The sequence below is a fragment of the Wolbachia endosymbiont of Litomosoides sigmodontis genome, from assembly GCF_013365435.1.
Lineage (GTDB): Bacteria > Pseudomonadota > Alphaproteobacteria > Rickettsiales > Anaplasmataceae > Wolbachia.
This window is the reverse complement of sequence record NZ_CP046577.1, coordinates 60,259-74,545: the sequence shown is the minus strand read 5'-3', so window position 1 is coordinate 74,545 and position 14,287 is coordinate 60,259. Positions and strand designations below refer to the sequence as shown.

Genomic DNA, 14,287 nt, shown 5'->3' with positions numbered 1-14,287 from the left:
AAGAAGAGTTTAAAAAAAACTTAATGAGACTATTGGTGATATTCTAAACAAGAGTTATTTATCTTAGCTAAAATATGATTTAGCATATATTCAAAAGTTGAACACAGGTGGTTTAAAGAGGGCGTTAGAATATAGGTTGAAGTAAAATTAAGTAGATAAAAATTTTATCTCTACAGCGCAGTTAATTTAAGAAATGGAGAGAGTCCTAGCTTATTTGCACAGAATATTAACACCAATTATATAAATATATTTCTTGAATAAATATCGTAATATTTAAGAATACGAAAAGCCTTTTTTATTATGAATTGTGCTAATTGGAATAATTTAAAAAACTTAAAATTACCTAAAAATATCAAGATTATATACCTACCGTTACACTCACCTGAGCTCAATTCTATTGAGAGACTTTGGTTGTATATAAAACAGAATATCTTACATAATAAAATTTACAATGCAATTGCTTTGCTTAAGAGCGCTTTATACAAATTTATTACCTCTTCTTCTTCACTACTCAATTAAACAATTCTGCAATGCTGCTTATTTGACCCTTTAGCAATAAGAATTGCATCATTTCTTTAATGATAATATCAGGGCTTTCTTCAATTTATTTGAATTTACTCTGATTCAATCTAGTTTTTTCACAATGTTGAGAAGAAATAAACAATTTTCCTTCTCTTCCAAATTTTAGGTACTTTATCTGCACAGTTAGTGCTGTTCTTGAAATGCAACATATTTTTGCTATGGTCGTTATAATATGCTGTCTTGCTACAATTACAGCATTTAATTTTTTTGTAACATACACATTATTTTGTACCTCCTTCAGCAATTTTTTTTACCAATTCTATGTCCTTTTCATCCAATAACTTTGATTTCAATGCCATTTAAACCTCGCTATTTTACTACTTCAGTATGACTTCTCTCCAATTATTATCTACCCGTTTCTTATATAGTGAGGATTGATATAAATATTTAATAACTACGACTCAACTGCATTCTTAATGCAACTAAAACTTTAATCCTAAATATTTAGGAAATTTACTATATAAAAAAGGCAAAAAATACACCGTATTAGACAGTATTTACCCCCTAATTCTGTAAATTAACATTCTATACTGCCTTGAATGCTTTATAAGCGCGTTTCAGTTTATATAAACCTAGAAATGGTATAAAGATATAAGGCGCACATAGTGTAGAAAATTAAATATAAGAGACTACCATACAATACTTTATTGTTTAATCTATACAGATTGAAGGCAACTGAATATCTTCACTGTTGAGATAAGGAGAACTTGGCAAAATTCGTCAAGTGATTTTTGCGCTTCTATGAGCCGCTTAGATGACACCTCTCTACAACATTTTTTGTACAGCTTTGCATAACCTTTTGCTATATTATGGATCTTGCTTTAGCTACCGTATTCATATAAAATGAAATAAATCAGAGCTACAAATTAAATGTTAACAAGATTTGCTCCAAGCCCAACTGGCCATCTTCATATAGGAAATGTCCGCACTGCACTCATTTGCTGGATGTACACACGCAGTCAAAACGGAAAATTTTTACTTCGTTTTGATGACACTGACCTTCAGCGTTCAGATATCAAATATATAGACAGCATAGTCCAGGACTTAAGATGGATTTGCATAGATTGGGATGCAAACTTTAAGCAATCAGAGCGCTTTAAGCGTTATAATGAAGCGTTTCTACAGTTAACAACAAAAGGGTACATTTATGCATGCTATGAAACAAGAGAAGAGTTAGACATTAAACGAAAATTGCAGTTAAAACAGGGACTTCCCCCGGTATATGATAGGAGCGCGTTACTTCTTACTGAACAAGAAAAAATTCTTTATGAGCAAGAAGGACGAAAACCACATTTCAGATTTAAGTTGGACAAGAATAAAATTGTTAAATGGAATGATGAAATTAAAGGTGAAATAAATATTGCAATCAGCAGTATCAGCGACCCCGTAGTAAAAAGAGAGTGTGGAATTTATACATACATGTTACCTTCTGTTATTGATGATGTTGACTTTAATATAACTCATGTTATACGCGGAGAAGATCACGTAACTAACACTGCAGTTCAGATACAAATGATACAAGCATTAGAAGCCAAAATTCCTGTATTTGCTCACCTTCCCCTGCTACATTTTGATGATAGTAAGATATCAAAGAGAAAAGGTGGACTGGACATCAAATTTATTAAAGAAAATGAAATTGAACCAATGGCACTTGCCAGTTATTTAACGAAACTTGGAACATCTGATCCAATCAAAGCTTATGCTAACATACAATCTTTAATTGACTCATTTGACATTAAAAAATTTGGCTCAGCTTCTGCTCGACTTAGCTTGAGTGAAATATATAAGCTAAATAGTAAAGTCCTGCAACAAATGCCATTTGAAGTAGTAAAAGAGCGTTTAAGTCAAACTGGAGTGAACTTTCCAGAGTTTTGGTATTTTATAAGGAACAATATAGAAAAATTCTCGGAAGTAGCTGAGTGGTGGCAAATATGTAAATCTAATATAGAACCTGCGATTCTTGATAAGGAGTTTATAAAAATCGCGCTCGATGTATTGCCTCAAGGTGATTGCAATGAAAACACATTGTCGGAATGGATGAAAGCTATTCAACAAATAGTAGATATCAAGACGAAAGATTTGTTTATGCAGCTGCGTTTAGCCTTAACAGGCATAAAAACAGGCCCTGAACTTGCCAAGCTATTAATTTTTATCGGTAAAGAAAATATCATTGCAAGGTTAAAGAACTATTAGCTAATTACGTGTAACTTACAGAAGTAACCTAAACCACTATAACCTGAAATTTTGAACACAAGCCTTGGACAAAAGGTCATTTTTTCGGCAAGCAAAAGATGGTGAAAATTATTGAAGGAATAACCAACAACAAAAACTATAGAAAAAATACACGAAATTTTTAAAATAGTTAAAAGATCACATTGCTACAAACCGTTGCAAAATGGCGCTTGCAGTAAGCCTATTTTGGCTCTATCATACTAATTCTCACTGTCCAGTAAGTTAGATCAAATAAAGTGACATTGTGGAGTGAGAAATGAGGTAATAAATTTGCACAAAGTGCTCTTAAGCAAAGCAATTATATTATAGATTTTATTACGCAAAATATTCTATTTTATATACAACTAAAGTCTCTCAATAGAATTGAGCTCAGGTGAGTGTAACGGTAGGTATATAATCTTGATATTTTTAGGTAATTTTAAGTTTTTTAAATTATTCCAATTAGCACAATTCATAATAAGAAAGGCTTTTCGTATTCTTAAATATTAAGATATTTATTCAAGAAATATATTTATACAATTAGTGTTAATATTCTGTACAAATAAGCTAGGACTCTCTCCATTTCTTGAATTAACTGTGCTGTAGAGATAAAATTTTTATCTACCTAATTTTACTTCAACCTATATTCTAACGCCCTCTTTAAATCACCTATGTTCAACTTTCGAATATATTCGAAATCATATTTTATTCAAGATAAATAACTCTTATTTAGACCATCACCAATAGTCTCATTAAGTTTTTTTAAACTCTTCTCATTTACTTTATCTTATTTATTGTAAATTGATCTTGACGCAGTTTGCAAAAATTTCATTTTTGCATATTACGGTGCACTGTAGACTTATTAACATTTAAGCCAAATTTTCCTAAGTTCTTATTCTCATTTCTTAACAGAATATGAAGGTTCTCTTGCATCCATACTTCAATTTATTCAAATTGACTACGATTCAATCAGTTTTTTTATGACGTTAAGGAGAAGCAAACAATTTTTCTTCTTTTCTAAATTTTAGGTACTTTATCTGTGCAGTTAATACTGTTCTTGAAATGCAAAATATTTTTGCTACGGTTATTACATTGTGCTTTTTTACTGCAATTACAGCATTTAGTTTTTTAATATATGCGTTATTTCGTACTCTCTCCAGCGTTCCTTTTACTGATTCCCAGATTTCTTCATTCACAATAACTTTGGTTTTAATACCATTTAAAATTCACTATTCTACTTACTTAAGTAAGGCTTCTTTTTCATTATTATCTACCTGTTCCTTGTACAGTAGAAATTAGCATGAATTTGTTAAACTTTACCAAGTAATTTTTTGCTTGTGCCTTTCTGAGTATTGTAAAGATACAGTGACTCAAGGACAGTTATTATCAAGCCTTTTTGCCAATTACTACAACATCTTCACTTGGGAAAAAATAATCAGGTATAACCATATTTTTTGGTGCAGGCCCACCAATTACTCGACCAGATGTATCATAATAAGAACCATGGCAAGGGCAAAACCAACCGTTCCCATCTTCTGTAGCGTGGTTAACTGGCACACATCCAAGGTGAGTACATACTCCAACCATAATTAGCCATTCATCTTTTCCTTTGTACACTCTTTGCTCATCCGATTGAGGGTCCCTCAAATCCTCTACATTCACAACCCTTGCAGCTTTAATTTCTTGCTTTGTACGTTTGCGAATAAACACTGGTTTACCTTGCCATTTCACTTTTACTCCGTGTCCTTCTTGAATTCCAGTTAAATTAACTTCAACTGTAGACATTGCCAAAACTTCAGCGGAAGGGTTCATAGACTTAATCAGTGGCCAAAACCCACTCGCAGTTCCTATACCTGCCATAGCACACGTAGTTAATGCTATAAAATCCCTCCTACTCTTATTTTTTTTAGCAAGACCTTTAATATGGAATATTTTTTTATCATCTTTATCTACCACTGGCTTTTTATTCTTAGTTAATTTCTTATTCATCGATCTCTACTCAGCTATGAGTATATATTCTAGTTCATATACTATAGATTAATCAACAAAAACTTGCACTTTTTACTTTTAGTATGTATTTCATAATACTACAAGTTAAGAGAATGTAGAATCTTCAATCTCAGACATATTCTCTTCAGTAGGACCAGAATCTTCAATTTTTGCTGCTGATACTACCTTTTCTCCACTCTCTGTTTTAAATAGAGTAACTCCCTGAGTGCTACGTCCTGCAATTCTAATTCCATTAACTGAAATGCGAATTAACTTTCCTTTATCTGTAATGAGCATTATATTGTCATCCTGCTCAACTGGAAAGCTAGCAACAACATTGCCATTTCTGTTGGTAGTGAGTATATTGGTAATACCAACACCACCCCTATTAGTTACTCTGTACTCATATGCAGAAGTTCTCTTACCAAATCCATTTTCAGTAACAGTTAGTATGAATTCCTCATTTACTGCGAGTTTTAAGAACAATTCGTTCTCTATTCCTAAATCATTCAGGACTTTTTCTAATTTAGAATCAATAGAGTTATTAACTATAGTTTCCAATCTTTTTGCTAATGGAACTTTTAGATAAAGCTCTTTTATTTCTGTTACAACACCTATACCATTCAATATGGTCATAGATATCACGCTATCGTTTTTTGCAAGTTTAACACCTCTTACTCCATCTGAATTGCGACTTTTAAATTGACGCACATCGCTTATAATAAATCTAATACTTTTTCCCAGCATTGTTGAAAGTAAAACGTGATCAGTTTCATTGCATACTTTGACCGATATTAATTTATCTCCTTCATCAAGCTTTATTGCTATTTTCCCGTTGCTAGGAATATAATGAAAATCAGCTAAAGAGTTACGTCTTATATTCCCATGAGCAGTAGCAAAAACTATATTTTGACTTTCATCACTCTCACTTGGCAGTGGCATTATATTGGTAATTGTTTCGCCATCAGCAAGAGGGAATATGTTAACAAGCGCTCTTCCACGTGCAGTTGGCTCTGCAAGAGGCAATTTATAGACTTTTAATCTATAAACTCTACCAACATTGGAAAAGAATAAAAGACTAGTATGGGTATTACCAACAAATAATTTTGTGATTACATCTTCTTCTTTTAGGCCCTGCCCTAACTTTCCTTTTCCACCACGACGCTGAGTTTTATAGTGAGAGAGCTTTACGCGCTTAATGTAACCATTCATAGTTACTGTTATCACCATATCCTCTTGTGGAATTAAATCTTCAGCTTCAATGTCTGCATCTAATTCTTCTATTACAGTTTTGCGTGGTACAGCAAATCTGTTCTTTATTTCTTGTAAATTATTTTTTATTTCTTTCATTAATTTTTCTTCCGAACCAAGAAAGGTGATATATTCTTTTATCAAGTTGATCATTGAGTTTAGCTCGGCTTCTAATTTGTCTCGTTCAAGACCGGTTAAACGTTGTAATTTCATATCAAGAATAGCTTTCGTCTGTAGCTCAGTTAACTTATATACTCCATCTTTCAAAAAGCTCATGCTATCTGAAATCAAGCCAATAATTGTATTTATCTCAGCTGAAGTTTTCCATTCCTTATTTAAAAGCTTTTTGTTTGCTTCTCCAGGATCTTTTGCACTTTGGACAATTTTTATCACTTCATCTATGCTCAAGACTGCAATATAAAGTCCTATATATAGGTGAGCTTTTTCTCTCATTTTTCTCAAACGAAATTCCGTTCTTCTGATTAATACTTCTTTTCTAAAATCAATAAAAGCGACTAAGATTTCTTTTAAGGACATTAAAGCAGGTCTGTTATTACTGAGGACTAAAGTATTGACGCTAAAACTACTTCTTAGAGAAGTAAGCCCCAGTATTTGATTCAGTATAAAATCTGCTGCAGCATTTTTTCTAAGGTCAATCACTACCCTAATACCAGTCTTATCAGACTCATCTCTAATTTCTGTTATACCATCAATTTTCTTTTCTTTTACAAGCTCACCTATCTTCTCAATTAATTTCACTTTATTTACTTGATAAGGTATTTCATCAATAACTATTGCTTGCCTATCTTGTGGAAGATCTTCTATATGAGTTTTACCTTGTATAATAATTGAGCCTCGACCTGTAGCAAATGCTGATCTTATTCCAGACTTACCAAGAATTGTTCCGCCAGTCGGAAAATCTGGCCCTGGCACTACTTCAAGCAATTCATCTAAGGTTACTCCAGGATTGTCTATATATAATACGCAGGCATCAATTATTTCTCCAAGATTATGAGAAGGGATATTAGTTGCCATACCAACTGCAACACCACTTGCACCATTTATCAACAGATTTGGAAATTCTGCAGGCAGTACAACAGGCTCAGATTCATTTCCATCGTAATTTGGCCTAAAGTCAACCGTATCTTCATCAATATCATTCAGTAAGAAGTGCGACACTCTTTGAAGTCTTGCTTCTGTGTATCGCATTGAAGCTGGTGGATCTCCATCTATCGAACCAAAGTTACCTTGCCCGTCAATAAGTGGTAAAAGAAGAGAAAAATCTTGAGCCATTCTGACCAAGGAATCATAAATAGCTGCATCACCGTGTGGATGATATTTCCCCATTACATCCCCAACTATACGAGCTGCCTTTTTATATGGCTTGCCAGCATCATATCCAGCCCTTGACATTGCATACAATATGCGCCTATGAACTGGTTTAAATCCATCTCGCACGTCGGGTATAGCCCGACTTATAATTACGCTCATTGCGTAAGAGAGATAAGAATCTTCTAGTTCTTTCACTATTGAAATTGGTATTATATTGCCTTGCATCTTCTGTACTTTAATCGAAGCAATTTCAATACTAACATTTAGTTAAGCAAATGGTCAATTAGAAATTAGGCTACATTTTAGTCCTACTTTTTGTTTACAACAATACTATTGAGCTGTAAAATTACTCTTTAAAAGGGGCAATTAGCTCAGCTGGTAGAGCATCTCGTTTACACCGAGGAGGTCGGCAGTTCAAGTCTGTCATTGCCCATGAGTATATAGATCTAGCATATCACAAAATTCACAAAATAGCCTATTCTAAATCAGCTATCATATCACTTAATATATTTAAATTTTTCCAGAATCTCCTATTTCCCATAACTTTCTACCGTTTTTTTCGCATGGTAAGTATTTTTTACATATTTTAGTCATGGTAAAAATTAATCCAAACTCTTATTGTTAATGGGTCAAATAAGTAACGTTACAGAATTGTTTAATCACGGAGTAAGAATAAAGAGATAATAAATTCGCATAAAGCATCCTTAAGTAAAGCAATTATATCATAGACTTTATTACGCAAAATGTTCTGTTTTATATACAGCCAAAATCTCTCAACAGAATTGAATTTGGATAAACATAGTGGTAGGTATATAATCTCGATACTTTTAGGTACATTTAAATTTTTTAATTTATTCTAATTAGCCAAATACATAATCAAAAAAGGCTTCTCGTGCTCTTAAATATTATAATATTTGTCTAAGCAATATATTCACACGATCAGTGTTAAATATTCAGTGCAAATAATACAGAACTATCTTCTTTATTCCTAGATTAACTACTCTGTGGAGATAAAAATTTTATCTACCTAATTTTACTTTAACCTGTGTTTTAATACCATTTTTAAACTACCTATGTCTACTTCTGAATGTATACCAAATTTCGCTTTATCCAAGATAAATAACTCTCTTTTAGGATATTACCGATAATCTCATTAAATTTTTTAAAACTCTTCCTATTTACTTTATCTTGTTCATCGTAAATTGGTCTTGCTAATATATGAAAACTTTATTTTTTGCATATTACGATGTGCTATAGACTTATTGACATTCAAGCCAAATTTCCCTGAGTTCTTATTCTCATTTCCTTAAAGGAATATTAGGGTTTTCTTGCATCCATACTTCAACTTATTCAAAGTAACTCTGATCAATTTTTTACAACGTTGAGGAGAAGTAAATAATTTTACTTCTCTCCAAAATTTTAGGTACTTTATCTGTGCAGTTAGTGCCATTCTTGAAATGCAATATGTTCTTGCTACGGCTAGTATATAGTGCTCTTTTGCTGTAATTACAGCATTTAATTTTTTGTAACATATGCGTTATTTCGCACCACTCAGCATTTTTTTTTACTGATTTCCTGATTTCTTCATCCAATAATTTTAATTTCAATTCCATTTAAATTATACTGTTCTACTTACTTAAGTAAAGCTTCTTTATTCACTATAATCTACTATTTCTTGTACAGTGGAAATTGATATTAGGAGGGAAAAAGGCAAAAAAAACCTTAGTCAATAACTTACTTTTTTAGGAACTTAGCGTTAATATTATGTACGCTTAACAAGTAGCAGAACTTAAGATTCAAATAATCATTACATTATAGTAAAGGAAATATAGTTAAAGAAAATACAGAAGTTTGTTAAGTAATTTTTATAAAAAAAGACAAAATTAGAGTTCCACGATGTAAGTTGTCTACTATTCTATTCTCTCCAAAAACTTGGCGCTTAATTCTCTTTTACATCGCTAGCGAGGTTTAGCTGGCAAAGATATGAGATACCTATATAAGGAAAACTAAACATAACACGCCTAGTTTAATACTAGGCTTTTGTCACTTAAAACAAAGGTTCAAGATAAATTTCTGATAAATACCTTGTAATTAAAAGTGGTTAACAAGGTTTATCAAGTATTTTCCCATTCTTAGAACACACTACTCTAAAGATATTGCTATATTAGAATGGATTTAGTCTTTTCATTAGTAAAATCTTTACTCTTCTATAAAAATTAGTTTAAGTGTCAAACATTTTGTGTTATTAAGTTAGCACTTGACTTAGCTTTAGTTTTTACTTAACTTACTAAAGTGGAGTTTTAATTTTTTTAACGAGGGCAATTATGCATTATAAAAAGTTTTTTTCAGCAACCGCGTTAGTGACGTTGCTAAGTTTATCAAATTCTGCTTTTTCAGACCTTATTGGTCCAATAGCTGACGAGGAAACTAGTTACTACATTCGCTTGCAGTACAACGGTGAGTTTTCACCTTTAAATACAAAGGTTGATGGTATTATAGGAGCTCAAAAGGATAGTAAAGACACTAATGACCTGTATAAGCCTTCTTTTATGTCTGGTGGCGGTGCATTTGGTTATAAAATGGATGATATTAGAGTGGACATTGAAGGACTTTATTCACAATTAGGTAAAGATACTCTTTCACGAACTCCTACTCCAGATATTGTAGATGATTTAACAGCAATTTCGGGGCTAGTTAATGTATATTATGACATAGCAATTGAAGATATGCCTATTATTCCATATATTAGTGTTGGTCTTGGTGCAGCATATGTCAGCAATCCTGCAAAGACACAAGTTATTGCTGATCAAAAACGTGGGTTTGGTTTTGCTTACCAGGCAAAAGCTGGTGTTAGTTACAATGTAACTCCAGAAATTAAACTCTTCGCTGGAGCTCGTTATTTTGGTTCTTATGGCGCTAGTTTTGATAAAAGTGAAACAGTAAATAAAAAAGCCAGTGACGATAAAAAAATAGAAGATAAAGAAACAAAAGTCACTGTGGGTGCATATAAAGTTCTTTACAGTACGATTGGTGCAGAAGCTGGAATAGCGTTTAATTTCTAATCTACCCTAGCTGTCTCTTGTTATCCCAGCCTTGTATTCAAATAGTTGATACTATGGTGACATTAAAGGGAAGAAATGTGGATTCCAGTGTCTCTTAAGCACTGGAATGACACTATTTACTATGTTAAGTTATTTTGGCATCACATATAGCAATCGGTGTTGAGGAATTTGAAATTTGAGTTAGATATAGTAGGGATATACAATAAGTCATACTTTCTCTAAATTAGAGCTTGAATTTTTGCTGAAAAGTCAATATATTGTATGCATGAAATTTTAATTTAAGTTGTTATGTTGACCCCAGCTGTAAACTTATGTATTAACAGTAGCACTAATCTCATACAGTATATTGCTGAAGTGCAAAAATTTCCTATGCTATCTCAAGAGGAGGAGATTAGATTGGCGAAAAGTTGGAACAAGTGCGAAGATATTTCTTCTGCTCATAAGTTGATTACCAGTCATTTGAATTTAGTAGTAAAAATTGCAATGAAATTCAAAAATTATGGGCTATTATTGATGGACTTAATTATGGAGGGGAATATGGGTTTAATGCATGCAGTGAAAAAGTTTAATCCTGATTTGGGATTTCGCTTTTCAACTTACGCGGTGTGGTGGATTGAAGCTTCAATAAAAGACTTTATATTAAAATCTTGGTCATTTGTAAAAATAGGTACAACGCAAGCACAAAGGAGATTATTTTTTAGTTTGCGTAAAATAAAAAAAAGAATTTTGCAGTATACAAATAGAGAAACTTTAAATAATGAAGAAATAAAAGCAATATCCAATGAACTCTCTGTATCTGAAGTGGATGTTATACAGATGAATTACCGTTTAGCTTATAAGGATCAGTCACTAAATAATTGCATAAAAATAGGTAATGACTTTAAAAAAGAGCTACAAGATATGATCCCATGCAACTCAGTCAATCAAGAAGCAACATACCAGAATCGTGAAGAAAAAGAATTAAAAGAAACAATTTTAAGCAATGCACTAGCAAACCTTAACGAAAGATCGAGAAACATTTTTATTAGCAGGTATTTGTCTGAGAACGCTCAAACTCTAGATGAGCTTAGTAAAAAATATTGTGTTTCAAGAGAAAGAATAAGGCAACTAGCTGAACAAGCGATGGGTAAGGTGAAACAATATATACAGTCAGAAAGTTTGAAATTTAGCTTGCGTGCGTAGTTTTTTTGTATTTCTAATATTTTTTTCAATAAGTGCTCTTGCATCGATTAGCGATGTACAATTGAAGGAAAAATATAGGGATTGGCTTGTGTATACTGCACTGGAAGATGGAGAGAAAGTATGTTATATCGTATCTTACCCTAAAAAAAAGAGCGAACATTATACAACTGACCGTAAGCCATATATAATGGTCAGCTACGTTAGTAAAAAAGCAGACGAGGTAAGTGTTGCTTCTGGTTTTCAGTATGGTAAGGAACCTGTAGTTCTCAATATCGATAAAAAAATAAAATATACATTACCTATAATACAAGGAGATCTTGCATGGACAGAGTATCTAAAAACAGATCGAGATCTAATTCTCGAAATGAAGCATGGGTTATCAATGGTGGCCAGTAAGACAATAAAAGGAGCAATTATTGATGATACTTATTCTCTACTTGGGTTTCAAAAGGCGTACCAAAAAATGCATAATTTATGCCACGTAAAGTGAACTGCTGTAATTTCAAGCTAAGCCACAGTGTAAAAAATCATTCCTCCGGTAGAAATATAAATAAGTACTTTACTTTACGCAGAATATTGATATCATTTAAAATATATTTTTAAGAATTGATAATGTCAGAAGTTGCAGGTGTAGAAGTTAAAAAACAAAATTCTTTATATGGACAAATGCGTTTTAGCGTAAGCCGTGCAAATCTTTTAAAGACGCTATCTAGAGTAAGTGGAGTAGTTGAACGGCGCAATACGATAGATATTTTAGCATGTATGAATATCAAAGCACAACATAGCAACATAAAATTAATGGCTACTGATCTTGATATTTCAATATTTGCTTCACTCGCCGCAGATATATCAATAGAAGGAGAAGTAAAAGTTTCAGCACATACTTTACACGATATAGTAAAGAAGTTGCCAGCTGATTTGGATATCACTTTTGAAGTAAATGACCAAGGAAAATTATTGATATCTTGTGGGAATACAAACTTTTCTTTACCAAACGTAGTCTCAAACAATCCCCTCATTCTTGAAGAAGGCGATTATAAGTATAATTTTACTCTACTGAATACAGACTTGATAGATTTATTAACTAAAACAAAATTTGCTGTATCACTAGATGATATAAGATATAATTTAAATGGAATATATTTACATACCGATGAGCAGTTTCTATATTGCGTCGCAACTGATGGTCACCGTTTATCGTGTGTAAAGAGGCCCAAACCCCAAAATATCAATGGCGAGCTTGGTGTAATCATACCGCGTAAAACTGTTATAGAACTGCTAAAAGTACTGGATGACTGTAATGAAATTAATATAAAACTTTCAGGCAGAAAAATCAAGTTTACATGTGGTGAGTATATCCTAATATCAAAATTAATAGATGGAACTTTCCCAGATTACAAAGGCGTTATTCCAGCATCTCAAGATAAACAAATAGTTGTTGAAAGCAGTAAACTTGCTAGCGCTATAGATCGAGTTTCCGTTGTTGTATCTGATAGAATAAAATCTATCAAGTTTTCATTACAAAAAAGGTTATTAACCCTACACTCAAACTCTCAAGAATGTAATGATGCAACTGAGTCTATAGAGGTAGACTACAATGGAGCACCTATAGAAATAGGTTTTAATTCACGCTATTTGCTTGATGCTTTATCTTGTATAAAAAGCAAATGCAAGCTTAGCTTATTAAATAATAATAGTGCTACAGTTATTACTGACGAAAATGATCCTAATGCATTATATATAGTGATGCCAGTAAGGACATAAGCTATTAACTAGTAATCTATCTTTGTTAAATATAAACCAAAAGGTGGTGCAGTAACTCCAGCAGCATTTCTCTTGCATTGATTTAATATACTTAGCATTTCTTGTGGATTAGTTCTATTTTTTCCAAATTCAACTAAAGTTCCTACAATGATCCTCACTTGATTATGTAAAAAAGAAATAGCAGATATTTTGATGTATATATGACTCCCATTCTGTACTATATCAATACCATCAATCGTTCTTATTGGATTTATAGCCTGGCAATCTTTTGAGCGGAAACTTGAAAGATTATGCTTTCCAAGCAGATATTTAGCAGCTTCACGCATGATGTTTACATCAAGTGGATTAAATACTTGCCACGCATAACCTGCTTCTAGAACTACAGGAGCGTAGCGATTAATTATTCTGTATTCGTAATATCTCTTCTTTGCTGAAAATCGCGAGTGAAATGTATCATCTACAGCTTCTGTATTCAGCACAACTACAGGAATTGATTTTAAGTGATAATTTATGGCATTTCTTATTCTATAAAGCTCAAATTCCCTTTTCATATCAAAATGAGCAACTTGTCCTAAAGCGTGAACTCCTGCGTCAGTTCTGCCACTACAATGCAGAGTAACTTTCTCACCACTGAAATTAAATATAGCATTTTCTATGGTCTCTTGAATTGAGTTAGCAGAATATTGCTGCTTCTGCCAACCAGAAAAACTACTGCCGTTATACTCTATCGTTATTTTGTATCGCACTGCAAAGTTTATCTAATTTCCTATCTTAACATAATTGGGTATACAACTAACAAAGTCAGCTATGTTGCAAGGTTCTGCATTTAAAACAGTATGTGCCATACCTTTTAAATCATATAACTTATCTCTTCAAAATATTATTTTTTTTCGCCAAATAATATATGAACATTA

12 protein-coding genes and 1 tRNA gene are annotated in these 14,287 nt (G+C 32.4%); 7 read left to right on the top strand and 6 right to left on the bottom strand.

The annotated features are described in order from the left end of the window. The first annotated feature begins 300 nt into the window (after positions 1-300). The gene (locus GOY07_RS04560) at positions 301-519 is read left to right on the top strand and encodes a transposase (protein WP_175837360.1); all 219 of its coding nucleotides are present in this window, start codon (positions 301-303) and stop codon (positions 517-519) included. Positions 520-604: 85 nt separating this feature from the next. Here the strand turns inward: GOY07_RS04560 and GOY07_RS00320 are convergent, their stop codons facing one another. Next, complete coding sequence (locus tag GOY07_RS00320; RefSeq protein WP_218938970.1) at positions 605-826, bottom strand: hypothetical protein; 222 nt, start codon at positions 824-826, stop codon at positions 605-607. Positions 827-1,452: 626 nt separating this feature from the next. Here GOY07_RS00320 and gltX point away from each other — a divergent pair. Beyond that, positions 1,453-2,775 carry a glutamate--tRNA ligase gene (gltX, locus tag GOY07_RS00315; protein ID WP_175837356.1) on the top strand — a complete coding sequence of 441 codons (1,323 nt, stop codon included), beginning with the start codon at positions 1,453-1,455 and terminating at the stop codon, positions 2,773-2,775. A gap of 1,004 nt (positions 2,776-3,779) precedes the next feature. Here the strand turns inward: gltX and GOY07_RS00310 are convergent. From GOY07_RS00310 to gyrA, 3 genes are all read right to left on the bottom strand, one after another. Then, on the bottom strand, positions 3,780-3,989 hold the full coding sequence (locus tag GOY07_RS00310; RefSeq protein ID WP_175837355.1) for a hypothetical protein: 210 nt from the start codon (positions 3,987-3,989) through the stop codon (positions 3,780-3,782). Between the two features lie 190 nt (positions 3,990-4,179). Beyond that, positions 4,180-4,782 carry a ubiquinol-cytochrome c reductase iron-sulfur subunit gene (petA, locus tag GOY07_RS00305; RefSeq protein WP_175837353.1) on the bottom strand — a complete coding sequence of 201 codons (603 nt, stop codon included), beginning with the start codon at positions 4,780-4,782 and terminating at the stop codon, positions 4,180-4,182. Positions 4,783-4,887: 105 nt separating this feature from the next. Continuing rightward, positions 4,888-7,590, bottom strand: a complete 2,703-nt coding sequence (gene gyrA, locus GOY07_RS00300; protein WP_175837351.1) for a DNA gyrase subunit A — start codon at positions 7,588-7,590, stop codon at positions 4,888-4,890. A gap of 135 nt (positions 7,591-7,725) precedes the next feature. Here gyrA and GOY07_RS00295 point away from each other — a divergent pair. Beyond that, a tRNA-Val gene (locus tag GOY07_RS00295) sits at positions 7,726-7,798 on the top strand. A gap of 940 nt (positions 7,799-8,738) precedes the next feature. Here GOY07_RS00295 and GOY07_RS00290 read toward each other — a convergent pair. Further along, complete coding sequence (locus tag GOY07_RS00290) at positions 8,739-8,978, bottom strand: hypothetical protein (RefSeq protein ID WP_175837349.1); 240 nt, start codon at positions 8,976-8,978, stop codon at positions 8,739-8,741. Between the two features lie 711 nt (positions 8,979-9,689). Here GOY07_RS00290 and GOY07_RS00285 point away from each other — a divergent pair. The 4 genes from GOY07_RS00285 (at position 9,690) to dnaN (ending at position 13,373) form a co-directional block, all read left to right on the top strand. Next, entirely contained in the window at positions 9,690-10,427 is a 738-nt protein-coding gene (locus GOY07_RS00285; protein ID WP_175837348.1) for a P44/Msp2 family outer membrane protein, read from the top strand. Positions 10,428-10,715: 288 nt separating this feature from the next. Next, complete coding sequence (locus GOY07_RS00280) at positions 10,716-11,609, top strand: RNA polymerase factor sigma-32 (protein ID WP_175837346.1); 894 nt, start codon at positions 10,716-10,718, stop codon at positions 11,607-11,609. Beyond that, positions 11,602-12,099 carry an invasion associated locus B family protein gene (locus tag GOY07_RS00275; protein WP_175837344.1) on the top strand — a complete coding sequence of 166 codons (498 nt, stop codon included), beginning with the start codon at positions 11,602-11,604 and terminating at the stop codon, positions 12,097-12,099. The genes GOY07_RS00280 and GOY07_RS00275 overlap by 8 nt, the downstream gene beginning before the upstream one ends. Positions 12,100-12,221: 122 nt before the next feature. Beyond that, positions 12,222-13,373 (top strand): DNA polymerase III subunit beta, encoded by a 1,152-nt coding sequence (dnaN, locus tag GOY07_RS00270; protein ID WP_175837342.1) that lies wholly within the window; start codon positions 12,222-12,224, stop codon positions 13,371-13,373. Positions 13,374-13,381: 8 nt separating this feature from the next. Here dnaN and truA read toward each other — a convergent pair whose 3' ends face one another. Beyond that, a complete protein-coding gene (truA, locus tag GOY07_RS00265) occupies positions 13,382-14,119 on the bottom strand; it encodes a tRNA pseudouridine(38-40) synthase TruA (RefSeq protein ID WP_175837340.1) in 738 nt (245 codons plus the stop codon). Between the last annotated feature and the right edge of the window lie 168 nt (positions 14,120-14,287).